Here is a 24,935-nt window from a genome sequence, read left to right on the forward strand (position 1 = left end):
TAAGGTATTTGATGATATTAGAGGATATGAAGCTGATACAGCTGGTTGTTAAAGGGTTCACCAGTTTATAGAAATTATTCGGAAACAAGTCAAACACCATTGTTATACATGCATATGGAGCAAGTGGGTCTCCTCTAACAAATAAGGGAACTCGTATAACTCAAGCAGCTTTTTATAATATTTCAAAATGGGAAGAAGAGTAATATAAGACATGCGAATTATCTTTTATTCTATCATTTTTCTTTTTCTTATTGTGGGGTGTCAACAACAGGAGCAACATCCTAATAAAGAATTAGAGAAAGTAAAAGTGCTTATTTATATTGTTCGACCAGACCAATCACCAGTGCAAGATTTTACAATTACTCTTAGTGAAACTGGTGAATCAGCCCCAAATATAGGAATGATATTAACTCTAACTGATGTAGACGGAAAAACAGAAGCAAATTTAAAAGTTGGAGTAACCTATGAAGCTTATTTAGTGAAAGATGATGATACAACACAATATGAAGAATTTACCGTTTCGGATAAAGTAGAGGAGAATGAATTTATTTTTGTACTTGAGGATTGATAAAATGCTGTTAATTTTTAATAAAAAAGGTTGCCTTAGATGGCAATCTTTTTATTTTTACAAATAATATGTAACATTGTAAATGTTTATTATGAAAGGTATGCTTCTGGTATACTATCAATTTTATGTTGTAGTAATGATTTTCTTAACATGAAAGTAGGAATACAAATATGTAATACGAAGTTATTTGCTTTCCATTCTTGATATTCGAGATAGAGACTATTTAAACCTTTTTTATTTTCAGTTAAAAACATCTTTTGCAACATGAAAAAATTCCTTTACAGCTGGAGAAGCATTAGCAATAGAATGACAGGCAAGTACAACTTCACGGCTATTATTAATATTTAGTTTGCTAACCTTTATATTTTGTTGGGTCTTTAGAAATAGTTCTGGACCAATTGTAACGCCAAGTCCTTCTTGTACCATGTTAGCAATGGTTGTACAGTCGTGCACTTCAAAAAGAATCGATGGTTTCAATTGCGCTTCTTCAAATAATTCCTCAACATGTGATTGATACATCCCTGTCGGCATAATGAAAGATTCTTCCTTTAAATCTTCCATATTTACTGTTTTTCTGGTGTGGAATCTGTGATCCGGATGATAAGCTACCACCATGTTGTCTTTAATAAGGGGAACCAAATCAAAATCTGGATCAGATTTTCCTTTTACAACAAACCCAATATCAATAATACCTGAACCCAACCATTCCGTGATTTCTTCATAAGTTCCTTCAAAAAACTTAAACTCGATCTTAGGATGCTTTTTCTGAAATTTTCCAAGCAATTTAGGTAATAAACATGAAGAAGCACTTGCAAAAGTACCGATACGAATAATTCCAGTTTCCAAATTGTTTGTTAACGCAATTTCTTGGTTAATGATTTCCACTCTATTTAATATCTCTCGAAGATGGGGAAGGATTTTTTGTCCTATCTCCGTAAGTGTTATTCCTTTTTTGCGATCACGAATTAATAAAGAGACACCCCATTCAGACTCTAAACTCGCAACAGCATGGCTCACGGCTGATTGAGTCATATTTAATGTTTCAGCAGTTTCTGTAAAGCTTCCTAGCTCGACTACTTTTGCAATGATTTCGTACCGCACAATAGTCATGAGTAATTACTCACCTCCCTCATTAAAAATATCAATTTTACTTATGTTAACACGAGACTTAAAATTAATACAACGTTTCAATTATAAGGAGATGTACAAAATGAAAAAAAATATAAATCAGCTAATCATTATACTTTTAGCTTTAGGAGCTTTTGTGACAGGAACAGCAGAATTTGTTGTTTCTGGAATTTTAGAACTTATTGCTAATGAAATGGATGTATCTATTTCATTAGCTGGTCAGTTGATTACGATTTATTCTTTATCTTATGCCATCGGAGCATTGGTATTGGTCATGCTAACGTCTAAATTTGACCGTAAAAAAGTGCTTTTATATGCCATCTCTGTATTTATTCTAGGAAATCTAGTTGGATTTTTCAGCTATAATTTTGTCATTCTTATGTTATCTAGAGTCATTATGGCAATGAGTGGAGGGCTATATATCGTTGTTGCCACCAATTATGCTGCTCAAATTGCAGTTCCTGAAAAAAGAGGTAGTGCAATGGCAACTGTCATTACAGGTTTTACTGTTTCATTAGTACTTGGAGTGCCTATCGGAACATTTTTAGCTGGATATCTTGATTGGCATTATATTTTCTTAATCATTGCTCTTAGCACAGTTTTTTTATTAATGGGACTTTATAAATTACTGCCAGCTATAGTCGGAAATCAATCGCTACCATTTAAACAGCAGCTACAAATTATTAAAGATAAACGAGTCCTCACTGGTTTAATGACAACGATCTTTTGGATTTTAGGATATACGATGGTTTTTGCCTATATTGCTCCATTATTAAGTCATACTGCTGGTTTTTCTATAGAAATGACAAGTATAGCTTTATTTGTTTTAGGTACTTTTGCTTTTATTGGTTCACGCTTTGGAGGATATGCGGTAGACAAATGGGGACCAAATCGAACGATATCTTTCAGTTTATGTGTTCATATCATTTCTTTGTTTGTACTAGCATTTACACAGTTCTCAACGGTCGGTGTTTTTATCACGCTAGCTTTTTGGGGAGTGGCAACTTGGACAACGACACCAGCAAAGCAGTTTTACTTGATTTCACTAAAACCGCAATCTTCTGAAACAGTGCTCAGTTTTAATACCGCATTAATGAATGTGGGAATGATGCTGGGTTCCGCATCAGGAGGAATCATTATTCAATATACGAAAATAGTAAATTTAAGCTGGATTGGTGGATTATTCGTTATACTCGGACTTATTTTTATCAGATATTCTTTCTACCTAAATAAAAATGTTATGGAGCACCATCGACTTTAATGAATTAAAAAATAATATCTAAACTCAACTGCTTTGATATACAGTCGGGTTTTTATTTTTTTCTTAAAAAATACTCTCCGATATTTGGCATTTCATAGAAAATCTTGTTGAAGGTTATGAAAGGGTAATCATCACCCACCTTTGCAGTTGCGAAGGGAAAGGAAATGCATGATAGAACCAGATTGTAACGAGTGGCAAGTTCGCTGTGCATTTAATGCCTTTTGTAAACGTGTATTGAAGAATGAAGCAATCAATATTTACAACGAAAGGAGACAACAACAAGCAAAGGTGATGACATTTTCTGTTCTAACTCTACTAGAAAATCAACTCTATTTCTTAGATAAATAATAGAGAGCAGAAACTGTCCACTTTAGTTTAGCAGTTAAATCTTGTAGGAAATAAATTCATAAAGATGTACTCAGGAAAGGATTATGTTGATAATATGATTGAGAAAAGCAAATGGATATTTTGCCCTATTTGTAAATCAAAGACACGTACTAAGGTTTGTGCAGTTACGATATTAATTAACTTTCCCCTTTACTGTCCTAAATGTAAACAAGAAAGTTTAGTCAATATTAAAAAATATAAGATTGCCATAGTTAAAGAGCCAGACGCTGAGACGCAGAGCCAATAATATGAGATTTCAACTCATATTATTGGCCTTTGTAGATTTTTCATTAATCAGAAATACATTGCATTTAAAAAGTGTTCATACCTTAAAATTAGAAGTCCTAGCTATTCTGATACATTGCTAAGACTTCCTCTAACTCGTTAATTATTCGCTGTATTAAAGGTTCTGGTGAGACTATTTTAATATGTTTACCCATTTTACTTAGTAAAGAGGAAATAAAATTCAAATCCTTTTCATTCACATAAGTTTCAAAGAGATACATATTATCGTTTATGGGAGAAATCGTTATGCTATCCCAAAGATGATTCTTTAGCATATTGAGACCTCTCTCCTGACAATGAATTTCTATTTTTATTTTATTATCAGTACGAAACATATACTTTTGAAAGTTATCCATCGTTATCTTTGGTATTTCTTTCATTTCAGTTATTTCTTGAAGTTCATTAATTTTTTCTGCATTTAGAATCTTGGTATAGTTCATTGATTCATTTGTAATAACCATATACCAAAGTCCATTTTTAAAAAGAAAGCCGATGATGAAATAAAGTCCGTTCATTTTTCTATCAGCATAAGTAATATGCAGCCATTTCTTTTTAGCCATTACTTGAATAAAAGGAGTTACATCAAACTCGCTCTTATTTACATGGATATGATGATACTTCACTTTATTTTTAAAGAAATCAATGCTATTCCTTTGTTCAGTAGTAGAATTGGTGTATATTTTATGAAAAATATCTTTATAGGTGGTGCTGAATGGAAGTGAATTCATATTCGAAATGCTGGTTAAGGCAAATATCAGAGCGTTACTTTCCTCATTTGTTAAATCAATTTTTGTTAAATTTCTTTCTCGGATGATTCGATAGCCACCGTGTCTTCCAGCTTCACTATATATGGGGACGCCCAGCATTTCCATTTCTTGAATATCTCGTAACGCTGTTCTCCTTGAAATGCCGAATTTTTCCATCAAATCAGAGAGGTTAAAGACGGTCTTTGTATTGACAAAGTGAATCATATGATATAATCGCATTGATTTTTTCATACAAAACTCTCCTTAAAGTGCCGCAAAGTGACACCATTAAATTTTATACTTGTATTATATCAAAATGATAAGGAGGATTTATAATGGAGTTTGAAGTATCACCCTATTTTTTAATAACGACAGACGCAGAAGAAGCACGATTGTTTTATGAAGAAATTTTTAATGCAACAACAGTCTATTTGCAAAGAGTGAAAGACAGACCAGAACAAGCAAAGATAGGTGTTTCTGAAGATGATTACAATCGAATTGACCAATCCGTACTACAATTTGGGAATATTAAAATAATGCTGGCTGATGATACAGAAGGTCTTCCTATTACGGAAGGGACTATTGTTTCTATTTGTCTTACCTTTAATACAGCGGAAGAAACAAAAACTGTCTATGACAGAATGATTGAAAAAGGTTCAAGCATATTAAGAGAATACAAAAGCGATTTTTATACAGAAGGCTATGGATATGTAAAGGATCCTTTCGGAATATGCTTCCATTTATTTACGAAAAGGCGAGTTTGAATTAATCTGATTGGTGTGAACATTTATCACTGGTGCAAGTATCGCACGGGAAAATGGCATGATATTGCCATTATTAGCATTTTGAAAAGTGAACACAATCAATTATATAATTTTAGAATTAACGAACTTTCAATTTACTGTAGACGATTTAAGAAAATAAAATGAAAAAAGTGCAATGAAAAAGAACAAAAGCGCAATGCACCTGCTTAGATGCGACAAGCATAAGACGAGCACGCGAAGTAGCATTTTTTGCGACGCAGCGGGATTGGCTTATGACTCGAGTAACTGGCGCCTGAAGCTGGATGTAGTATTTCTACGTTAGTAGAGTTATCCACAGTCCAAAATTTTATAATTGCCTATACCATAAAAAGAGTTAGAAACCCTTGATACAAAAAGGTTTCTAGCTCCCCTATATTTATTCCCACTTGACCATTACCAACTCGATTTTTATGTGGGACACGGGTTGGGATTGGTTGCCATGGAATTGGGATGATGGCATAAGTAAACTGGTCATGATGGCTTATATACAATCACCAATTTTGTTTGGATTATTAGCCTGTATTTATCGAATGCGAAGGGCTATTTAATCCAACAAGCCTATTCTCTCGATTTCATTTCACAAACAGCAGATGCGATTGGCAAGAATATGCAGACATTGGCTGGAATCACCGCAAGAGGTTTTAATAGTTCGGGATTTTATGTGGGGTTCTTACTTATCTTTATTTTAGTGATTGGTATTCACGTGGCATATACGGGCTTAATGAAACGAGAAACGACGAAAGCGAATCGGGCGATCCTAAACATTTTAGTCGTGTTTATTTTGTCTGCATCCTTTATCGCTTATGCGCAAACGCAAACATACATTACGAATATCAATGATTTTTCAGCAGATATTATTCAAGCTAGTTTAGATTTAGGAACCAAAATTTTGATGCCAAACTCTATTAATCAAGTAAAAGATAGTGTCGATATGATACGAAACAACTTGTATTCGATTCAAGTGGAACAGCTGTGGATGTTATTACAGTTTTATGATTCGGACAAAGAAACCATCGGTGAAGAACGTGTCGAAACCGTAGTTTCCATTAGCCCTGATGCAAATAACGGAAAAGACCGTGAAGATGCCGTCAAAACAGAAATTGAAGACAATGACAATAAAATTTAACGATTACAAAGACCACTACTCGCTTAGGAATGGTCTTTTTTTTATTTCTATTTAATATCGGGATTTCGATTTTCGTGTTTCTTCTATCGGGAATTATGATTTTCTCGCAGATTCTCTTTATTATCTATGCTATATTTTTACCCATCAGTTTTTTACTGTCCATGATACCAACCTTTTAAAACATGGGAAAACAAGCGATGATGAAGTTGTTTAATGTGATTATGCTTATCTTTACTTGAAGTAAAACAAAAAGGATGAAGATAAATAATTTATAAAGTTTCCTTGGAATTGTTTTCATTATGATACATTACAATTAGCGAAGGTCGTCGGAAAGGGAGAGAAATATGAATAAGAAAACAAAAGAAGCATTAGACGCAATGGAACATTTAAGAACGCCAGGTGATGTTGTGTATATTGTGATGAAACGTCAGAAAAGATCTTTTTTATTTCATTTATGGGATACCTTTATTGCTGATACCATATTATCGACTGTTTCAGATATGAAATTTAACATGATGTTTTTATTAGCGACAGATGAAGAAGGTAAATTGATAGAAGTGAAAAATGGCACGATCAGTGAAATGATAAACGTACCTAATTGGAGGTATGATGATAAAAAATATTTTAAAAAGGTAACAATTGATAACTTTATGTATAAAAAAGTGGAAAAACTGTAAAGGAGCGAGCAAATATCTAATAAAATATAATTATAGTTTCAAAGTATTTATTGCAACCTACAATGGATTTAGTGCATAAAAAATATGGGAGGGAAGACCTCCACCTATATCTATATTTTAAATCGAATTTTCCTTGTCTTTATGTTGCATCTTTTATTCTCCTTTTATATATGATGTTAAATAGTTAAATATGATGTAGAGTATGACTATATATAAAAGGATAGCTTAGTAAGCTATCCTAATTAGTATTATTATTTTTTGTTTAAGAGAGTGGAATATGGGAGGGTTAACAAAGAACATGGTTATTATTGTTTATTATTCTTCTCTTTATTTGCGATAGACGATCCACACATGTTTTAGTGCTAACATTAAAAGTTTCTTCGACTTCCCTAATTTTGTCTTCTGAATAAAATCAATATGATCTAGCATGTGATAAGGCACTAGAGCATACTTGCTAAAGTTATTTGCATCTTTTTTCTGAACAAAGTTTAGACTTTCGGACATAGATGTTTGAAGTCCTGAATGGAATTCTACATGACCCAGTTCGTGAAAAAAGTGTTCTCTTTTTTCTACTTCTTCAATTCGAATAAGTTGTCAAGTGGTGAGTTTCTTACTCTTGCTAAGAAAAAACGATTTTCTTTTTTCTGACCCGTCTTTACAGAGAAGTTTATGCGAACCTTGATTCACTTTCCGTGACTCTTCAGGAAAATGAGCGAAAACGGGAGGAGTTTGAGCAATTGAGACAAGAATGGGCGGCAGGCGTCACCCATGACTTAAAGACTCCTTTATTTTATATCTCGGGGTATACGGATATGCTTTTGTCGGATGAACATGAATGGAACGTAAACGAAAAGAGAGAGTTTTTGCAACTTATCCGAGATAGGGATTGATGATTTTGTTTTTAGTTATGATGGAGCTCCAATGATTAAATCGACGCTAGCTAGAATTATTCAACGTTATGCAAAGCTCTCAAATGTTCATCGTATTCAAGCTAAAGGGCTCCGACATTCTCATGCATCTTATCTCATTAATGAATTCAATATCTGTTTTAATTTTGTCAAAGCGTATGGGACATTCTAGTCCAGAAATTACATTAAAGCATTATTCACATATGTGGTCAGGTGTAGACGAACTGATTACGGAAGAAATGACGGGCAATATTAACATACAGACCGCGAAAAAATCAGGTGTATCATTTAATGGTAATCAAGCAGTAAAAAAATAAGTTCCGCCAGAATCCCCGCCAAAATAAATTGAAGGTGTGATAAACGTTGATGTAACAATGTTTTGACGTCACCTGTAAACTTGGAGTGGGAGTAGACTGCTAAATTTCGAATGATAAATTGCTGAAAAGGCAGTCGAATCAGTGGTTTGTACGTTGTCTGTTTGTATAGGATAACAGTTAATCCACAACAATTGTATTTCAAAATAAGACTCTCTTTTATTCACATCATTTGTGGAAAAAGGAAGGTCTTTTTTATGCCTAATATTACAGAGTTACTAGATGACTTTAAACTGAATCAACAAATTCTAGGGAGGAAGCCAAAATATATTGATATTTGTTCATGGCGACTTATTCATTGGAATGAATTTATGCAATTAGAACTTTCGATTGAGGATGTAGAAGATGTACAAGCAATCCATATTAAAAAGTATATCCAACATCGTCAACAATTAGCGGAACGGGTCATTGTCATGTTTAATGATAGTGAAGTGAAACGAATAATATATGAAGTTCAAGAATTATAAAGCCTGCCTTTTAGCCCTTCCAAAAACGATAATAATCAAATCAAAAACAACTCCCCAATCATGAACTTGAGGAGTCATCTTTAAAATGATAAGGCTACTGTTTTTACTAATCGGAGCATTTTTTCCTTTGTGGAATTTTAAAGGAAAAATACTGCCTAAAGTTGAATTGTGAGACGGAAAAAATGGCGAGTGCTATCCAGATGAAGCCAAAACTAATAAGATGTAAAATAGTAAAGCTTTCACGAAAAATGAAAATGCCAACAAGCAACTGAAGGGTTGGATTTATATATTGGAGGAAGCCTAATGTTGATAAAGGAACATGTTGTGCACCTTTTGCAAACCATAACAATGGTAATGCTGTGACGGCTCCCGCTCCTAAAAGCAATAGAGTTTCCACGAGTGAAATTCGACTGAGTGAACTGGTTCCTTCCACCTCAATGAAAACCAAAAAGGATAGTACTAGAGGCAAGATGAACATTGTCTCTAACGTAACTGAAACGATAGCATCTATTTTAACCATCTTTTTGACCAAACCATATAACGCAAATGATAAAGCAATTATTAGCGCAATCCAGGGGATTTGACCAAATTGAACCGACATGAGGAAAACGCCGACAGTGGCGGTAAATAGGGAGATGACCTTCCATCTGTTCAACCTTTCTTTTAAGATGATGACACCAAGTGCAACACTAAAAAGTGGATTGATGTAATACCCCAAGCTTGCTTCGATGACATGATTAGTTGTGACGGCCCATATAAATATAAACCAATTCGTACTGATGAGGAGCGCGGCAATGAACGTCCAAAAGACCATCTTCCCATGGACAAACACTTGTCTCACTTGCGGCCATCCCTTGATAAAAAACAAGATGAACGAAGCAAAAACAAAAGACCATAGAATTCGATGAGCGAAGAGTTCATAAGTAGAGATCTCTCGCAAGAAATACCAGTAAATGGGAAGGATGCCCCATGAGACAAACGAAGCAACCGTATACATCACACCAGTAGATTGGTCAGAAAGCTTTTTAATCATTTGAATTCCTCCTTAAGAAAGGTTTATCTATACGATAAAATAGTTCTTTTCATTTGTAAAACGAATGTTTATAATTGATTACATGAATAAAATTAATGTAAAGGCTAGGAGGGGTACCGATGACCATTATTCAAATAGAAGTATTCCTAAAAGTAGTGGAAACCAAAAGCTTTACAAAAGCGGGAGATATCTTGGGGTTAACACAATCAGCAGTAAGTCATGCTATTGCAAATCTTGAAGCTGCGTTGGGTTTCCAGCTAATCGTTCGGAATCGTTTGGGAGCCAAGGTTACTCCAAACGGAGAGATGATCGTTCCTTATATACGAAACATCCTACAACAAATACAACTAATGAAATTGGAAGCAGAGGCGATCACCGGTCTGCAAAAAGGTAAAATTAGCATCGGAACGTTTGAGAGTGTTACGATCAAATGGTTGCCTCATATTCTAAGGCGATTTAATCAACAATTTTCTCATATTGAAGTAGAATTGCGGGAAGGATCGTACGAGGAAATTGTTCAATGGCTTCAAACAGGAACAGTGGATGTAGGCTTTATCTTAGAACAAGATAAAAGAATTGTAGATTTTTATCCGCTAAAAGACGACCGTTTAAAGTTGCTGCTTCCATCCACCCATGAGCTAAGTAGGCATCAAAAAATATCGATACAACAGCTAAAATCAGATCCCTTTATTATGCCGTATAAAGGATGTGATGAACATGTACGAAAACTGTTTAAAAATCAAAACATAATACCAAACATAAAGTTTGTCATCAAGGATGTACACTCCATAGTTGCTATGGTTCAAGGGGGATTAGGGATTAGTATCATCCCCGAAATGACTCTCCCCGATCATCTTGATCAGATTTGTACAAAACACATTAGTGATGATGTCTATCGGACAATTGGAATCTCAGCTCCAGACTTTAAACAATTATCACCTGCAGCTGAGAAATTTCTTGAACTAACAAAATTCTGGATTTCTCACAAATCCGATTTTTAATCTTTATCACAATTAATAACGAAAATAAACCCCTAAACAACATTCAATATTGAATGATCACTTCGTAAATAGTACTTCGTTGTTTATTGAAAAAAAGCATAAAATCTTCTCCGCCTAGATTCGGCTAAACCGGTGAAGTAATTTGCATTTATTGCATTAAAATTGCGTTATTTTAATTTTTAATATCATATTATATGAGTTGATACTTCTTGAAAAATCTTTAAAATCAAAGATATTGCTCTATATCTAGCACCGTGAAAGTAGGTTGGGAATAAGAGCTAACTTGATTTGAAGTGGGAATGCCTATTTAAAGGCATTTATCCTACTCAAAAATGAAGAATATACATTAAAAATAATATAGTTCCCTACCAAAAACCCTACCAAGAAAAAATTTTGGTAGGGACTTTTGTTTTTTCATTGAATTTTGGTAGGGAACATTTTTAGGCATCTAATAAATTAAGGATTGGATAGTTTGATACTTTAAATGTTCTAGATTTTTATTTACTTAAATTCACTTGACAATCCACTATATCATGTAGTACATTTGTGTTACTACGAAATGTAGTGGATAGATTTATTATGGACGCATAATGAAAATTAAAGAGGTGTTCACTGTGAACAGGGTTCAAAAGTTATCGGATACTGAAATGGAAGTGATGGAGGTTATTTGGGAATGTACACCACCAGTTACTTCGACTGAATTATTACGTTTGTTTTCACAACGAGGAAAGGAGTGGAAGGGACAGACTATTTCCACGTTTTTGTCGCGTTTGGTGGATAAAGGAGCGTTGTCAGTTACAAGGCATGGTCGAGCAAACAAATATATACCCCGAATTTCGTTTGAAGATTACAAGCTTATGGAAACTAAAAGTGTACTGGATGGATTATACCAAGGCTCAGTAAAAAATTTAATTTCAGCTTTATATGATGGTGATAAACTTTCAAATCAAGATATTGAAGAACTTAAAAAATGGTTCTCGGAAAAGTAGGTGGTGTTTATGAGTATGATGATTCAACTACTTTTTGCCCTGACTGTTACAGGAAGCATCATTGTTGTTTGCCTTTTTGTACTGCGCCTATTATTACCAAATGCTAATTCCGTTAGATGGCACTATAGAATAGGGAAGATGGCTATTGTTTTTTTCTTTCTACCTATAGGACTTCTTCTTCAATGGATTTGGTCGTTTCTCCCTTTGAGTGCGCATACATCCGTATCAGATTTGGAGGAATGGAATTCGATTGTATCGAATGTTTCTCTTTGGCAATTCACACCATCTAGTGTTTCTACTGACATTTCGATTATTCTTTTAGTTATATGGGGAATGGGAGTGGTAGCTTTTGCTGGATGGCAGGTATACTCTTATCTTAGATTTTTAAAGAAAATACAACATACTTGTACTCCTGTTTCCCAGTATACGGAGATAGCTAAACAGCTTGTTTTGATACAGGGCGCTCTTGGTATTAAAAAGAATGTTGGTCTTGCTTACAGTCCAGTTATTCAGAGTCCTATTCTGGTAGGTTTGAGGAAACCGACTATTTATCTCCCGCAGGAGAATAGTGCAGGTGTGGATATGTCTATGGTCTTACATCATGAGTTGATTCATTTGAAACATAATGATTTATGGATTAAAGTGCTTGTGTTAGGCGCAAATGCTTTGCATTGGTTTAATCCTTTAATTTATGTTCTTCGTAGGTATATTCATAAATTGAGTGAACTATCTTGTGATGAAGAGGTAGTCAAAGACATGTCTTATGCCGAGAGAAAGCGTTATGGCGAAACGATTTTAAACGTAATAGGAGATTCAAAAGAATTGCCTGTTCGATTCTGTTCTTCTTTATCCAGTGACGGTAAGCAATTAAAAAGGAGATTGATTAAGATGATGAATGTGAAAAAAATGAAAAAGCGTACCAAGATAATTTCATTAACAGCAATGATTGCCGTTGGAATAATTGGTACGTCTACAGCTGTTTATACGTATGCAGGTGGTGTAATAGAACGAAATGATAAAGCAATAGCAGTAAATTCTAGTAATGAGAGTAAAGAACAAGCAGAAGGAGGTTCCTATGAATTAGTTTCGGTAAAATTATCTGATGAACCGAAATTCTCAAAAGAGGAATGGAAAAAAATTCTTAAACAAATCGAAAAAAATGAAGTTATTTTAGAAGAGGAATAACGAAAATATGTTGTGCTTTTGTTGTTATGGTAGTTAATTACTCATGGCTATTAATCCATTCCAGCACCTTTTTTCTTGTTCTTCCAAGAAAACCGACTCCATTCATTGATCTAACAAATTAAAAAGGTATTCGGATTGTAGTGTGGAACTCATATGTTAAAATAGAATAATAAATCAGTAAGATAGTCCTTTGTTCCACAAACGGGCCATTTATTGGCAAATGCTTTACTGATAAGGTGTAAAAATTAAAGATAAGAGGATGTACGTGATATGACTATGAGTATTATTGTAATTGCATCTGCATTTATATGGATTGCTGCGATTTATGAACTAATCAAACCTTCAAAGAAGCAGAATAACCGAAAAATCATTATTTTAACCTCTTTTGGTACTTTATCCACACTAATTATTACTATCTCACTTTTTCAGGGATTCCCATTTTTCCATTAACGGGTGTGATTGTGGAGTAAACAGGATAGCACTTTCTTTCATTATTCTTATGTGCTGTTCTGTTTTTGTTTTTATATTTTAAGAATCGGTTATTTATTATTTTCCATACTGTTTTCCGAATACCCATTAAAAAAGTGTGAGTAACCAAAACATTACACTTGAATAGTTGCTTTTTATAAACATTCCTAAATATATATTCAGCACATGGTACAATCACTTTATATCTTACATAATCACTAATGGCTTCCCCCTTATTTCCAAAAGCTGTCCAGCCCTCTGGTAATCCCATCAAACTTTCACATTCTAATGGGGTAAGTTATCGTATATAACCTTCTTTTTCTTTCCCCTCATACCCAAAAGAAAAGATATTAACTGAACCAGCTAGTAAAGTGGGAAAGGCTTATTTGTATTTGAAGAAAAAGCTCCCATGACGATTTCCAAAACAGAGATAATTGGATATGTTCCATTTGTTGCACACCTCATTTCCTCAATAATTCGTATTGCATGATAAGTTTTGGAATTAGTAACAGAATTCAACAAATATTTGATTAGGTGCAAATTGCACTATTTTATTCGATACAGTTTGTTTGTTTTTATAAACCTATAAAACAATTATGACGGAATCTTACTCCTCCACAACCGAGCCATATTGTGAAGTATAGTCATATTGATATCGGGTAAATTAATTTAATGCAAAGATCCATTTAAGTCCAAGATTATAAATGGGTGGCTTTCTGATATGTAGGTACAAATAAAAAAACACTTTGGTAAATAGGATAATTTAGGGTGTCTGTTATAAAGCTGACTGTATAAACGGCAGCTTCAGTGCGTTAATGGTATTTATTACTAACGGATTTATTCGACGTAGTTGGCTAGTAAAATGTCGCCCTTTGCTAGTTACAAGGCTACATTGAATAGGTAAAATAATATCTGTCTCGTTAACTAGGCAGAACACAATCACAACCAAAACTAGTGAATGTGAGATAGCTAAAGGAGGACCCATAATGAAGTCTAATACTCGTATTAAAATCCCGGCAGGATTTTGGGCAGGCATACACCAATTAGGGATTGCCCCTCAAGACGTGGCTCGAAAAGCACAACTACCGCTCACCATTATTACTGATCCAGTTGTCACCAACGACCAATATTTCGCGATTTGGGAGGCATATTCGGATCTTATTGATGACATTGCCAAAGGAATTATCAAGCTTACGACTGTCTTTGAAACAGCACATTACCCACCTGCAGTCTTAGCGACTTACCATGCTCGTGACTACCGTGACGCGCTAAACCGAATGGCACGGTACAAACAAATGTGTCCCCCTGAAAGCTTACGTATCACCGAGGGAGATGAGAACTGTACAATTGAACTAGATTGGTTGAATACTGAGCAATCGGGTCCACCTATGCTGGTTGGAATCACTCTGGCATTTCTCTTGGAGCTTGGACGTCGAGGCACAGGTCAACCGTTAATAGCGAAATTTGTCGAGTTTACGCAGTCGATGGGCGACATACAGGCACTTGAAGCTTACTTCGGCTGCCAAATACGAATTGGTGCAAATAGTAACAGGTTAACATTACATCGGAGAGATCTGGACCTCCCTTTTGTCTCTTACAACGAAGAGTTGCTGAAGATTCTGACTCCCGTCTTGGACAAATCGTTGGATGAGCAGCAAAGCAGTCGCTCAATTACCGAAATGGTCAAATGGATCTTAAAACGTAGCTTATCAGGGGGGCGCCCTGACATTCAGACTGTCTCAAGTGAGTTGGGAATGAGCGATCGTACCTTGCAGCGACGTCTTACTGACGAAGGCACGAGCTTCAAGCATCTTTTGACACAAGTCCGACATGAGTTGGCACGAGAGTACTTGGCAGACCCAGCGTTCGATATTAAAGAGGTAGCCTTCATGATTGGATATGAAGACCAGAACTCGTTCTACCGTGCCTTCCGTATTTGGACAGGTGATACTCCCTTTAATTGGCGTACTAAACATTTAGGTACTTAATCGATAAATTGGATTTGGCTTAGAATTAATTTTTTCACATTCTTACACTAATTATTACCTCAAAGGGTAGAAGCGTATTTATTAAAATCATAAAAGGTAAAGGAGAAATCTATTATGGATATGGGATTAAACAATAAAACAGCTTTAGTTACAGGATCAACAAAAGGTATAGGGAAAGCAATTGCCTTTGAACTTGCTAAAGAAGGTGTCAATGTATTAATTAATGGACGAAATTATGAAGAGGTAGAACGAATTGTAAATAAAATAAAATCGGAATTCCCGACTACCTCTCCACAAAATGCGACAGCAGATATTGTCGATATGGGGCAAAGAGAAGCTTTATTTGAAAAATACCCCACTATTGATATTTTAATTAACAATATGGGTATTTATGAAATTATGAAATATGAGGACATTGACGATGAAGTATGGGAAAAATACTTCCGTACGAATGTTCTTGCTGCAAATAGTTTATCTAAATTTTATTTACCAAAAATGTTAAAAAATGATTACGGTCGTATTATCTTTATTGCGAGTGAAGAAGCAATCATGCCTTCAGGACAAATGCCTCAGTATTGTATGACAAAATCAATGCTATTGTCATTGTCAAAAACCTTATCTAAATTAACTATAGGGACAGAAGTTACAGTCAATACAATCATGCCAGGACCGACACTCTCTGAAAATGTTCATCAAATAATTGAGGGTATATACCCTAATGCAGATATGACTTTTTCAGAAAAAGAGAAAGAATTTATGACTACAAACCTACCTCAATCTGAAATACAACGATTTATCAAGCCGATAGAAATTGGTAGACTGACGACATTTGTGTGCAGTCCTTATGCATCCGCATTTAAAGGTTCTCCAATCCGTATGGATGGGGGAATGGTACCGACTATTTTCTAATATTTTTCTATTCCATAAACTGTTTAACAATAGGATATTCTAATATTATAGTGAACTCGGTATGGGATAAATATAATGTTCAAAGTACAAAGATAGGTGGAGAAGATACAGAGGGAAAACTGTTCCAACATTATGGGTGAATGTTTATGATAAGGACGATATACCAAAGGTTGAACAGTATTTAGAAAAAAACTTAGGGTTTAGAATACTACGAAATCGATGTGTTTTCTTATGAGTCGCATAAATAATCTCTTTAAAAATAAGAATAGGTTCAGTATGTTTGGAAAAAAGTAATATGGGTGTGCTACAACCGGATAAAGTTATTTAACAAGAATTTACTAGACTGACTTGGTTTTTTAGAAATGAGGTCGTCGAATGGAGTCATTTGCTTTTCTTATTAAATTTATTACTATGTAAACACCGAAAAGGATCCAAAGATTAAAACTTTGGATCCTTTTTATCATCTCATTTTAGATGTATCATCTTTCTCCACTGTCGGTAAATATATTATTGATTTGAACAAATCACCATCAATATTTATTTCGAATTTTCCGTTCTGGTTTTCAATAAGACTTTTCGTAATAGATAACCCAAGCCCACTTCCATGTCCAGATCTCGATTCATCCCCTCGTTTGAATCGTTCCATTAATTCCTCCTCAGTAATGTTCAATTCATATTTGGAAATGTTTTTAAAACTAATAACAGTTCTATCACTCTCTTTGGTAATGTCGATATATACCCTTGAACCCTCTAGTGCATAATTAAAAATATTAGATAAAACATTTTCAATGGAGCGCCATAGTAGTTTCCCGTCTGCTATGACATACATCTTCTCCTTTGGATAATTAAATTTGAATGCAAGATTTTTTGTGGAAATATGTTCGCTTACTTCACCAATCCCTTGTTTTACCAAAGCAACAATATCAATTTCCTGTAAATCAACAGGTATATCCCCGCTCGAAGCCTTTGCGGCGGCGAATAAATCATCTGTTAACAATTTCAGTCGTTTTGATTTTTGATCTAGTATCTCAATATATTCCTGAATTTTCTCGGGGTCTGTTTCTGTTTTTAATAAATCTGTATATGTGATTAGAGAAGTAAGTGGTGTTCTAATATCATGTGATACATTTGTAATAAGTTCCGTCTTCATGCGCTCATTTTTCAATTCATTATGGACCGCCTGTTTAAAGCCCTCATTGATCCCGTTAATATTTGATGCAAGTGTCGCAAACTCCCCATCTCCATCAATATCAATATGGTGCTGTAGATTTCCTTCTCTCATCATTTTGGCTCCAGCTTGTATTTTATTGAAAGTCTTCACTTTTTTAAGCGCAAGCCAGACCGCAACTCCGATTGTAATTGGAAAAAAGAATAATGTCGCTGCAGTAATAATGGGATATACAATCACGACAACTACTATTTTCATACCAACACTACCACTATCATAAATATCTTTCACAAATTGATAAAACCAACGCACCACAATGTATAATAAAGAGTGACTGAAAAATGTTTTATTTTTTATATGTCTAATAAGTGATAATAATAATAAAGTGCATATAGCTACGCATAATAATGTAATGGAATAGACTATCCAACCCACCGTCCCAAAATAAGGTTGAATTTCATTCATAGCCACAAACCAGCTTCCTGTTAATACAAGTAACAGTATAATATTAATTTCAACATAAAGTTTATCAATAACATGCATGTGTACTATTTTATCTTTAAAAGAAACTCTTCCTGTCGTAACAATCAAATAAAGAAGGCTTAGGAAAAACACTGTAACATAAACGAGTAAATAATAGAGTTTGTTCATGGCAGCCGTCTTTTTTTCATTCCACTCACTTGAAAATGTATCAACATAGTTTTCCGTATAGCCTACAAATATCTTCGTATTTTCAGGGTTAGATGACCGATAAATATGTTGTCCTCCATAAAAGGGATCGTACTGTTCTAATTTACTAGGATACATCTTCGAATCATAGTCCTCACTAATATAATGAATTGGATATTTCTCAAATTGTTCATTTTTCGTTTGTTTTGTATTGGAAAATGTATGTTCGCCATCTGTCGCATAATATAGCCGATCCTTTTCCTTTTCAAGATTGTTTACAATCATCTGGAAATTTTCTAGTTCCTCAGCAATCATTTCTTCCCTAATTTTATCAGTCGTTTCTGTTTCATTATATGCTTCATCTTCTCTATCCCAGTACAACTCTTCTATTCGAAATTCTAACTCGTCATTATTTATTGTATTACCTTCTAAAATGTTTTCCTCGCTTTTATATGTATCAATAAGTTGAGCAAGTTGATTGATCGTATGATCATTTTCCATTTTGAAGAAGCTGCTCTCTATGTAGCTATTTTCAAAAATAATTTCGATATTTCCATTCGTTATTTTAAAAATATTGAATACTGCATGAATTGTACCTGCTACACAGGCAATCATCAGCAGAAATACAATTGTTTTTCCTAAAATTGAGTGGCTAAATTTTTTCAACCTTGTACCCAATTCCCCACACCACCTTTAAATATTTCGGTTCTTTTGGATTTATTTCAATTTTTTCTCTTATTTTACGAATATGTACAGCGACCGTGTTTTCTGGATGAAAGGATGGTTCATTCCAAACTTTTTCATAAATTTCTTCAATAGAGTATACTATTCCAGCATTCACTGTGAGAAATCTTAATATTTTATATTGTACAGGTGTCAAATAGACTGGCTCTCCGTCCACTGTGATTAATTTCTGTTCATCATCCAACATCAGTCCACCTGTTTGATGGATATGTTGTTTTTTTTCCATACTGCCAAGTGCAGTATATCTTCTTAATTGTGATTTTACACGAGCAATTAATTCAAGGGGGTTAAATGGCTTTGTCACATAATCATCTGCCCCTATGTTAAGCCCAAGTATTTTATCATAATCCTCAGATTTCGCAGACAACATTATTAGTGGAATATGATGTTCCTCCCTAATTTTCATTGTTGCCTTTATTCCATCCATTTTTGGCATCATAATATCCATAATAATTAAATGAATATCGTGTTTATCAAGCTGTGCAATTGCTTCAAGCCCATCCGCAGCTTTGAATACCGTATAACCTTCATTCTCCAAATATATCTTGATTGCATCAGCAATTTCTTTCTCATCGTCACATACTAAAATATTCATTTCGTCCATCCCTTCATAGAAACGTTTGTCCGTTTCATTTCTCTTCAGATTGTATCATATTGAGCTAATCTATCATGAACAATTTAAAGTGAAAATAAATCCCCCTTCCACCATGATTTTGAAGGTTACATTTAACATAACAACCAATTCTTATCGATTGGCGAATGAATTTCTTAAGGAATTCTTAATATTTGGTAATAGGGGGGAAATAGGCTTTATATTTCTTAGATGTAATCTAATCCTTGATAGTGGTGTATCATGATCAACCTTGGATTTTCAACAAAATAATTATGTATATATGCCTACTTTTCTTTATGAATTAACAACCGATATTATATTTTGAATAAATGAAGCAATTATTGAACGTTGTTTCGATTTTTAGGGGAGCATTTTTGTTGAAATAAGTGATAGACAATAATAGTCTAGAATTTGTGTATCATGTGAGATAAGAATAGGAGTTAAATAGGTTTGGAAAAGGAATTAAGTAAAAAAATTGAAGCTTTAAAATTAAAAATGATTCGTATCAGTGACGAAAATGGTATGAATAATTCGTTAACTATTCAAATTAGCCAAGAATTAGATAAGTTGATTAATGAATATATGGAATTGACACAAAAAAAGAACATCGAATAAAAAATTCATGCAATATCGTTGGCTATCCTGGATTTTAGTAACTGATATTTTTTAGATATATAGCATTCAATGCTTTTGCTTAGTATTTGTAAACGTTTCCGTGATAATTTTTCCTTGTTATTGAAAACTTTGTAAGGTCATTAGTAAGCAAGTTGACAACAACTATTTTACCTAATTTGAATGGATAAAAAGGTAAAATAGTTCCCTACCAAAAACCCTACAAAGATTTTTTTGGTAGAGAATGTTTTATTTATGTATTTCAATATAGTATGTTTGTTGATTGAATCATTGCATAAATAGGTGATAAAAATCGATTAATTATTGTTCAATTGATTATCTATTCATTTGTGGTAATATTACAAATGTAAGGAGGAATTCTAATGGGTTTATACTCTATTTTTGTAATTGATAACCTTCATTATTAATGTCAACTAGACCAAATAATGAAGGAGAATATAGACATGGGTATTTTTTGTATTTTTGTAATAGATACAGTTCATTATCAACCAAATGAAAAATAAAAGGTTATAATGAATAGTGGAAATTAATTCGTTGTAACCTTATTGGAGAGGTTATAATGAACAAAAAAAATATAAAAGTCAGTCAAAACTTTATTACTTCAAAATACTATTTAGAAAAAATAATAAATCGCATAAATTTAAACGTTAAAGATAATGTTTTTGAGATAGGAGCAGGTAAGGGTCATTTCACTTTGGAGCTTGTAAAAAGGTGTAATTATGTAACGGCAATAGAAATTGATCCTAAATTATGCGATATAACACATAATAAGCTCTTAAACTATTCTAATTATCAAATTGCCAATGTAGATATATTGCAGTTTAAGTTTCCTAACCAAAAACCGTATAAAATATACGGTAATATACCTTATAATATAAGTACAAGTATTGTTCGAAAAATAGTTTTCGAAAGTACGGCTACGATAAGTTATTTAATTGTAGAATTTGGGTTTGCTAAAAGATTATTAAATACTAATAGATCACTAGCATTACTCCTGATGTCAGAGGTGGACATTTCTATTTTAGCAAAAATTCCTAGAAACTATTTTCATCCAAAACCTAAAGTGGACAGTGCGTTAATCATGTTAAAAAGGAAATCAACAAAAATGTCATCCAGAGAGAGAAAAATATATAAATACTTTGTGATGAAGTGGGTTAACAAAGAATATAAAAAATTGTTTACAAAAAATCAATTTAATAAAGCTTTAAAACATGCAGGAATAAATGATTTAAGAAATGTTGACTTTAATCAATTTCAATCTCTTTTCAATAGTTATAAGTTATTTAATCATTTAAAGTAAAGTGAATGCGGTCGATAATTTTGGAGCAAGGGTTACTGTAATTATCAACAAGAAAAATTAATCTAAATTATAAGGCAGGATAGTATAATGATATAATATCCTGTGATAATCTACCAACTGCATTAATATTCGTAATCGAAAAAGGGAGCTTTTGTAATGAAAAGAATTTTAATTTTGTTTTTATCCGTATCCATATCAATATTGTTTATAACAGCTTGCAGTGATAAAAATGGAACAAAAAATGCAAGCAATGAAACAAATAATCAATCGGAAGAACGATTAGAAAATGAAGAAGATAACCAAATAGAAGACGATAAGAATGATGATAAAGATGAAGATGAGTGGGAAATCATTGGTAGTGGACATCAAAAAGGACTGAAAATTGGCGAGACAGGTACTGTAATCAGTGGTGTTCTTGATGAAAATGATCGGTATGAAATCACTTTAAACGACTTTCAATCAGTAGAGGAGGAGGAAGTTGAAGGTGAGAGGATATATAATGAAATATTTCTTAAAGCAAACGTGACGATAAAAAATATCGATGAGAAAGCTTTCTCACTTGACTCTATTTTTGAACCGACTGTCGGTGATGAGGATTTAGATGATATTGAATTATTCCCAGCGTTTAGAGTAGACTTTTTTCAAGATGATAAAGGAACACCAATGGAAAATCAGATGATTGAGCCTGGAGAAACTGTTATAGCCGATTATTATTTTGATACAGAACAAGCTGATTTGTATCGCTTTGCATTCGGTAATTCAATGGATCAAATCGTTAAATTTGCTCAATGGAATATTAGTAAGGATGAGATGTAGCTCGGTGCGTTTATAGTTCCTTACCAAAATCCCTACCAAAAATAATTTGGTAGGGATTTTTATTTGGGTAATCGGAAAAGAGCGTAGAATTATTTATGAGCATACTCTTTTTCAACAATTGGGGACGATTGTTGAAAGGTATATTCTATTGGATGGATGCACATCATCCAAATGGTTTGTATCCACATGATTACATTATTAGTTTGCTCTTTTACTTTTCATATAAACGATGGAAATTTTTTGAATTGAAAAAGTTATTCTATGATTAACAATATGTTTATGGATTGGAAGTTATTTTAGTCGGTTTCAAACGGGTGGGTTAAATTTCGGTTGCATCTTGCACACATAATAAAAATCGAGAAGCCACCACTTCAAGTAAACTGTAAGGTTTAACTAAGTGATGGGGATTCACATATTCAATAGATAAAAAACTTCTTTTGTTCCCTTTAATTTTCCATTTTTATTTCGATTGTTGTTCCTTTATCTTTTTCACTTGTTAATTGAACAGTGCCTCCATGTGCTTCAACGATATCACGTGAGATAGCCATACCAAGTCCTGTTCCATGAACGTTACTCGTATTCGTGCCACGGTAATAACGCTCAAATAAGAACCTTTGTTCTTCCTTAGCAATACCTTTTCCATTATCTGAAATTATAATACGGTTATCTGTTACAAAAACATCGACTTCGACATCATCTTCATTATGAAGTAATGCATTATAGATAAAATTAAGTAAAGCACGCTTCATTAAATGTTGGTCAATTTCCCAATAAAATGTCGTAGTCTGACTGTTATACCGAATATCCTTCGAACTAAATTGTGGATCATTTAATAAATCAATGACCAATTCCCGAACAAATTGTTCCATGTTAGTCTGTTGTAGGTTCAGAGGTAGCTCTTGGTTCCGTAATCGCATCGTTAAATTAAAATCGTCTAGAAGCTCTCTCATATAAAGAGATTGACGTTCAATAACCTCTGTATATTCTAGTCTTTCTGCATCCGAAAGTTCTTCACTTCGCAACAATTCTGCGTACCCACGAATGGAAGAAAGTGGCGTTTTAATATCATGTGTGACATTGCTAATCCATTCTTTACGCATCTCTTCTAGTTTTTGACGTTCCTGCTCAAAATCTTTCATTGTATTCGCCACATCGTTCAAATTGGCAAAGACATGCTTAAATATGCCTGGTCGCTTCGGCTTCTCTGCTTCAAATATCCGCTCCTTTAAAGAATGAATTCGTTTAATTATATGATCAACAGGTTTCGTTAATATTGTACTGAATAAAAATCCTACAATAGTAGCAATGACTAAATTGATAATAAAGATTGCTCCTAGAAATCGGGTAATATAGAGCAGCGTCTTTTGTCCGTTAATCATTAAAACAAAACGTCTTTCTGATGAATTAGGAACAACTACTAAATAATTGTAATTCTCAAATTCCCCAATAAAATACGTATTCAATTTATCATCCATATACTTGTATTTATGAATCAGTTCAAAGGGACTGTAGTGGTCAGTAGCATCCTCAGGAGCATGATAGGAATGGAGAACATTCCCATTTTTGTCGAGGATTTGTAACCAAGCACCGTATTGGGTTAAAGCTTCTTGACCGGTAGACGAGACAAGTAGTTCATCGTCTTCTATATATAAATATTTTTGAAACGTACGAGTGAAGTTTTCCATGGAATTACTATCAAATTGGTTGGTCTCTTGCGCACCCTGAAAGTAAAGAAATCCAAGGAAAATGATTGTATTTATAACAAATACAATGATAACAATGCTAAGAATAGATAGTAAATATCGTAGCGTAATTTTCCATTTCAATCGATCTCACCTTTTTCTAGCTTCTTATTCTGGGATCAAGCGATAACCTAGCCCCTTTATTGTGACAATATGCTTTGGCTTTGATGGGGAATCCTCCACTTTTTCACGGAGCCGTCGAATATGTACCATTAAGGTATTATCAGCTCCAAAGAAGTCCTCTCCCCAAACAGTCTGGAATAGCGTTTCTTTACTTAAAATTTGGTTAGGGTGGCGAAGAAAGCAAGCCATTAATCCGACTTCCTTTGCTGTTAACTCCAAGCGTTGCCCATTTTTACATATTTCTGTTTCCTCAGCGTTCATCGTAAATATTCCAACTGTTTTTTCCGCAGTTTGAGCACTAGGATCCATTGTATAAACACCGGCTCGCCGAAGCTGAGCTTTTACACGATAAGCCATTTCTTTCGGGCTGAATGGTTTGGTAATGTAATCATCCCCACCTATCGCGAGCCCAAGTATCTTATCCACCTCATCTGATTTGGCAGATAGAAATAAAATCGGAATGCGCGATGTTTCTCTGATTTTTTTACAAAGATCGTACCCCTCACCGTCTGGAAGCATGATATCTAAGATGGCAATGTTAGGTGAGAACCGCACGAATTTTTCCCAACCTTCTTGTACGGTACCGGCCGTTTCTATTAAGGAAAAACCTTCCTTTTCTAACGTAGTTTTCATCAGCTGACATAAATCTTTTTCGTCATCGACAATTAATATGCGTGGTTCCTCCATATTTTACATCCTTTCACTATATATCCTATTTACCTCTCTTTATCATAACAGTTTTTTATTTAGTAATACTTAATTTAAGGATTTTGTAAGGATGCCGTGTATTTCATGTAAGGCTGACGATGTATAGTAAATGTATA

27 protein-coding genes and 2 pseudogenes are annotated in these 24,935 nt (G+C 33.9%); 21 read left to right on the plus strand and 8 right to left on the minus strand.

What is annotated here, in order from left to right:
• Positions 1-211: 211 nt before the first annotated feature.
• A complete protein-coding gene (locus SPD48_RS06840; RefSeq protein ID WP_336257331.1) occupies positions 212-568 on the plus strand; it encodes a hypothetical protein in 357 nt (118 codons plus the stop codon).
• Between the two features lie 240 nt (positions 569-808).
• Here SPD48_RS06840 and SPD48_RS06845 read toward each other — a convergent pair whose 3' ends face one another.
• Entirely contained in the window at positions 809-1,678 is an 870-nt protein-coding gene (locus SPD48_RS06845) for a LysR family transcriptional regulator (RefSeq protein WP_336257332.1), read from the minus strand.
• Between the two features lie 91 nt (positions 1,679-1,769).
• Here SPD48_RS06845 and SPD48_RS06850 point away from each other — a divergent pair, with 91 nt between their 5' ends.
• The 3 genes from SPD48_RS06850 to SPD48_RS06860 all read left to right on the plus strand — a co-directional run bounded on the left by SPD48_RS06850 (position 1,770) and on the right by SPD48_RS06860 (position 3,591).
• Positions 1,770-2,957, plus strand: a complete 1,188-nt coding sequence (locus SPD48_RS06850; protein ID WP_336257333.1) for an MFS transporter — start codon at positions 1,770-1,772, stop codon at positions 2,955-2,957.
• A gap of 168 nt (positions 2,958-3,125) precedes the next feature.
• Complete coding sequence (locus tag SPD48_RS06855) at positions 3,126-3,305, plus strand: hypothetical protein (RefSeq protein WP_336257334.1); 180 nt, start codon at positions 3,126-3,128, stop codon at positions 3,303-3,305.
• A gap of 94 nt (positions 3,306-3,399) precedes the next feature.
• On the plus strand, positions 3,400-3,591 hold the full coding sequence (locus SPD48_RS06860; RefSeq protein WP_442962118.1) for a cysteine-rich KTR domain-containing protein: 192 nt from the start codon (positions 3,400-3,402) through the stop codon (positions 3,589-3,591).
• Positions 3,592-3,688: 97 nt separating this feature from the next.
• On the opposite strand, the gene SPD48_RS06865 is transcribed toward SPD48_RS06860, so the two are convergent.
• Positions 3,689-4,627, minus strand: a complete 939-nt coding sequence (locus SPD48_RS06865) for a helix-turn-helix transcriptional regulator (RefSeq protein WP_336257335.1) — start codon at positions 4,625-4,627, stop codon at positions 3,689-3,691.
• 83 nt (positions 4,628-4,710) lie between these two features.
• On the opposite strand from SPD48_RS06865, the gene SPD48_RS06870 reads away from it, so the two are divergent.
• The 3 genes and pseudogenes from SPD48_RS06870 (at position 4,711) to SPD48_RS06880 (ending at position 6,981) form a co-directional block, all read left to right on the plus strand.
• Entirely contained in the window at positions 4,711-5,139 is a 429-nt protein-coding gene (locus SPD48_RS06870) for a VOC family protein (protein WP_336257336.1), read from the plus strand.
• 418 nt (positions 5,140-5,557) lie between these two features.
• Positions 5,558-6,480: pseudogene (locus SPD48_RS06875) on the plus strand (CD3337/EF1877 family mobilome membrane protein); the annotation flags it as partial.
• 168 nt (positions 6,481-6,648) lie between these two features.
• Positions 6,649-6,981 (plus strand): hypothetical protein, encoded by a 333-nt coding sequence (locus SPD48_RS06880; protein ID WP_336257337.1) that lies wholly within the window; start codon positions 6,649-6,651, stop codon positions 6,979-6,981.
• A 327-nt stretch (positions 6,982-7,308) separates the two neighbouring features.
• Here the strand turns inward: SPD48_RS06880 and SPD48_RS19920 are convergent, their stop codons facing one another.
• Positions 7,309-7,569 carry an ImmA/IrrE family metallo-endopeptidase gene (locus SPD48_RS19920; protein WP_442962124.1) on the minus strand — a complete coding sequence of 87 codons (261 nt, stop codon included), beginning with the start codon at positions 7,567-7,569 and terminating at the stop codon, positions 7,309-7,311.
• A gap of 104 nt (positions 7,570-7,673) precedes the next feature.
• Between SPD48_RS19920 and SPD48_RS06885 the strand changes: the two genes are divergently transcribed.
• The 3 genes and pseudogenes from SPD48_RS06885 to SPD48_RS06895 all read left to right on the plus strand — a co-directional run bounded on the left by SPD48_RS06885 (position 7,674) and on the right by SPD48_RS06895 (position 8,730).
• A complete protein-coding gene (locus SPD48_RS06885) occupies positions 7,674-7,871 on the plus strand; it encodes a histidine kinase dimerization/phospho-acceptor domain-containing protein (RefSeq protein ID WP_336257338.1) in 198 nt (65 codons plus the stop codon).
• Positions 7,855-8,206: pseudogene (locus SPD48_RS06890) on the plus strand (tyrosine-type recombinase/integrase); the annotation flags it as partial. The gene SPD48_RS06885 and the pseudogene SPD48_RS06890, both read left to right, overlap by 17 nt.
• Positions 8,207-8,460: 254 nt before the next feature.
• Positions 8,461-8,730, plus strand: a complete 270-nt coding sequence (locus tag SPD48_RS06895) for a hypothetical protein (protein WP_336257339.1) — start codon at positions 8,461-8,463, stop codon at positions 8,728-8,730.
• 106 nt (positions 8,731-8,836) lie between these two features.
• Here the strand turns inward: SPD48_RS06895 and rarD are convergent, their stop codons facing one another.
• On the minus strand, positions 8,837-9,763 hold the full coding sequence (gene rarD / locus SPD48_RS06900; protein WP_336257340.1) for an EamA family transporter RarD: 927 nt from the start codon (positions 9,761-9,763) through the stop codon (positions 8,837-8,839).
• A 119-nt stretch (positions 9,764-9,882) separates the two neighbouring features.
• On the opposite strand from rarD, the gene SPD48_RS06905 reads away from it, so the two are divergent.
• The 6 genes from SPD48_RS06905 to SPD48_RS06930 all read left to right on the plus strand — a co-directional run bounded on the left by SPD48_RS06905 (position 9,883) and on the right by SPD48_RS06930 (position 16,303).
• Entirely contained in the window at positions 9,883-10,764 is an 882-nt protein-coding gene (locus SPD48_RS06905; RefSeq protein WP_336257341.1) for a LysR family transcriptional regulator, read from the plus strand.
• A 614-nt stretch (positions 10,765-11,378) separates the two neighbouring features.
• Complete coding sequence (locus SPD48_RS06910; RefSeq protein WP_336257342.1) at positions 11,379-11,753, plus strand: BlaI/MecI/CopY family transcriptional regulator; 375 nt, start codon at positions 11,379-11,381, stop codon at positions 11,751-11,753.
• Between the two features lie 9 nt (positions 11,754-11,762).
• Positions 11,763-12,938 carry a M56 family metallopeptidase gene (locus SPD48_RS06915; RefSeq protein WP_336257343.1) on the plus strand — a complete coding sequence of 392 codons (1,176 nt, stop codon included), beginning with the start codon at positions 11,763-11,765 and terminating at the stop codon, positions 12,936-12,938.
• 270 nt (positions 12,939-13,208) lie between these two features.
• Positions 13,209-13,388: a hypothetical protein gene (locus tag SPD48_RS06920; protein WP_336257345.1), complete on the plus strand. Its 180-nt coding sequence runs from the start codon at positions 13,209-13,211 to the stop codon at positions 13,386-13,388.
• Between the two features lie 1,004 nt (positions 13,389-14,392).
• Positions 14,393-15,394, plus strand: a complete 1,002-nt coding sequence (locus tag SPD48_RS06925; protein WP_336257346.1) for a helix-turn-helix domain-containing protein — start codon at positions 14,393-14,395, stop codon at positions 15,392-15,394.
• A gap of 114 nt (positions 15,395-15,508) precedes the next feature.
• Positions 15,509-16,303, plus strand: coding sequence for an SDR family NAD(P)-dependent oxidoreductase (locus tag SPD48_RS06930; protein WP_336257347.1), 795 nt, complete (start codon positions 15,509-15,511; stop codon positions 16,301-16,303).
• 460 nt (positions 16,304-16,763) lie between these two features.
• Here the strand turns inward: SPD48_RS06930 and SPD48_RS06935 are convergent, their stop codons facing one another.
• Positions 16,764-18,818, minus strand: coding sequence for a sensor histidine kinase (locus SPD48_RS06935; RefSeq protein WP_336257348.1), 2,055 nt, complete (start codon positions 18,816-18,818; stop codon positions 16,764-16,766).
• A complete protein-coding gene (locus SPD48_RS06940; RefSeq protein WP_336257349.1) occupies positions 18,793-19,479 on the minus strand; it encodes a response regulator transcription factor in 687 nt (228 codons plus the stop codon). The genes SPD48_RS06935 and SPD48_RS06940 overlap by 26 nt, the downstream gene beginning before the upstream one ends.
• A gap of 468 nt (positions 19,480-19,947) precedes the next feature.
• Between SPD48_RS06940 and SPD48_RS06945 the strand changes: the two genes are divergently transcribed.
• The 5 genes from SPD48_RS06945 (at position 19,948) to SPD48_RS06955 (ending at position 22,246) form a co-directional block, all read left to right on the plus strand.
• Complete coding sequence (locus SPD48_RS06945) at positions 19,948-20,112, plus strand: aspartyl-phosphate phosphatase Spo0E family protein (RefSeq protein ID WP_336257350.1); 165 nt, start codon at positions 19,948-19,950, stop codon at positions 20,110-20,112.
• 380 nt (positions 20,113-20,492) lie between these two features.
• Entirely contained in the window at positions 20,493-20,537 is a 45-nt protein-coding gene (locus SPD48_RS19925) for an ErmCL family antibiotic resistance leader peptide (RefSeq protein ID WP_442962125.1), read from the plus strand.
• Between the two features lie 36 nt (positions 20,538-20,573).
• Positions 20,574-20,633, plus strand: coding sequence for an erythromycin resistance leader peptide (locus SPD48_RS19930; protein WP_442962127.1), 60 nt, complete (start codon positions 20,574-20,576; stop codon positions 20,631-20,633).
• A 56-nt stretch (positions 20,634-20,689) separates the two neighbouring features.
• Complete coding sequence (gene erm, locus SPD48_RS06950; RefSeq protein ID WP_336257351.1) at positions 20,690-21,430, plus strand: 23S ribosomal RNA methyltransferase Erm; 741 nt, start codon at positions 20,690-20,692, stop codon at positions 21,428-21,430.
• 156 nt (positions 21,431-21,586) lie between these two features.
• Complete coding sequence (locus SPD48_RS06955; RefSeq protein WP_336257352.1) at positions 21,587-22,246, plus strand: hypothetical protein; 660 nt, start codon at positions 21,587-21,589, stop codon at positions 22,244-22,246.
• 446 nt (positions 22,247-22,692) lie between these two features.
• Here SPD48_RS06955 and SPD48_RS06960 read toward each other — a convergent pair whose 3' ends face one another.
• Both SPD48_RS06960 and SPD48_RS06965 read right to left on the minus strand, forming a co-directional pair.
• Positions 22,693-24,072: a HAMP domain-containing sensor histidine kinase gene (locus SPD48_RS06960; protein ID WP_336257353.1), complete on the minus strand. Its 1,380-nt coding sequence runs from the start codon at positions 24,070-24,072 to the stop codon at positions 22,693-22,695.
• A gap of 24 nt (positions 24,073-24,096) precedes the next feature.
• Positions 24,097-24,798 (minus strand): response regulator transcription factor, encoded by a 702-nt coding sequence (locus SPD48_RS06965; protein WP_336257354.1) that lies wholly within the window; start codon positions 24,796-24,798, stop codon positions 24,097-24,099.
• Positions 24,799-24,935 lie beyond the last annotated feature (137 nt).

The organism is Pseudogracilibacillus sp. SE30717A (genome assembly GCF_037071985.1).
Lineage (GTDB): Bacteria > Bacillota > Bacilli > Bacillales > Amphibacillaceae > Pseudogracilibacillus.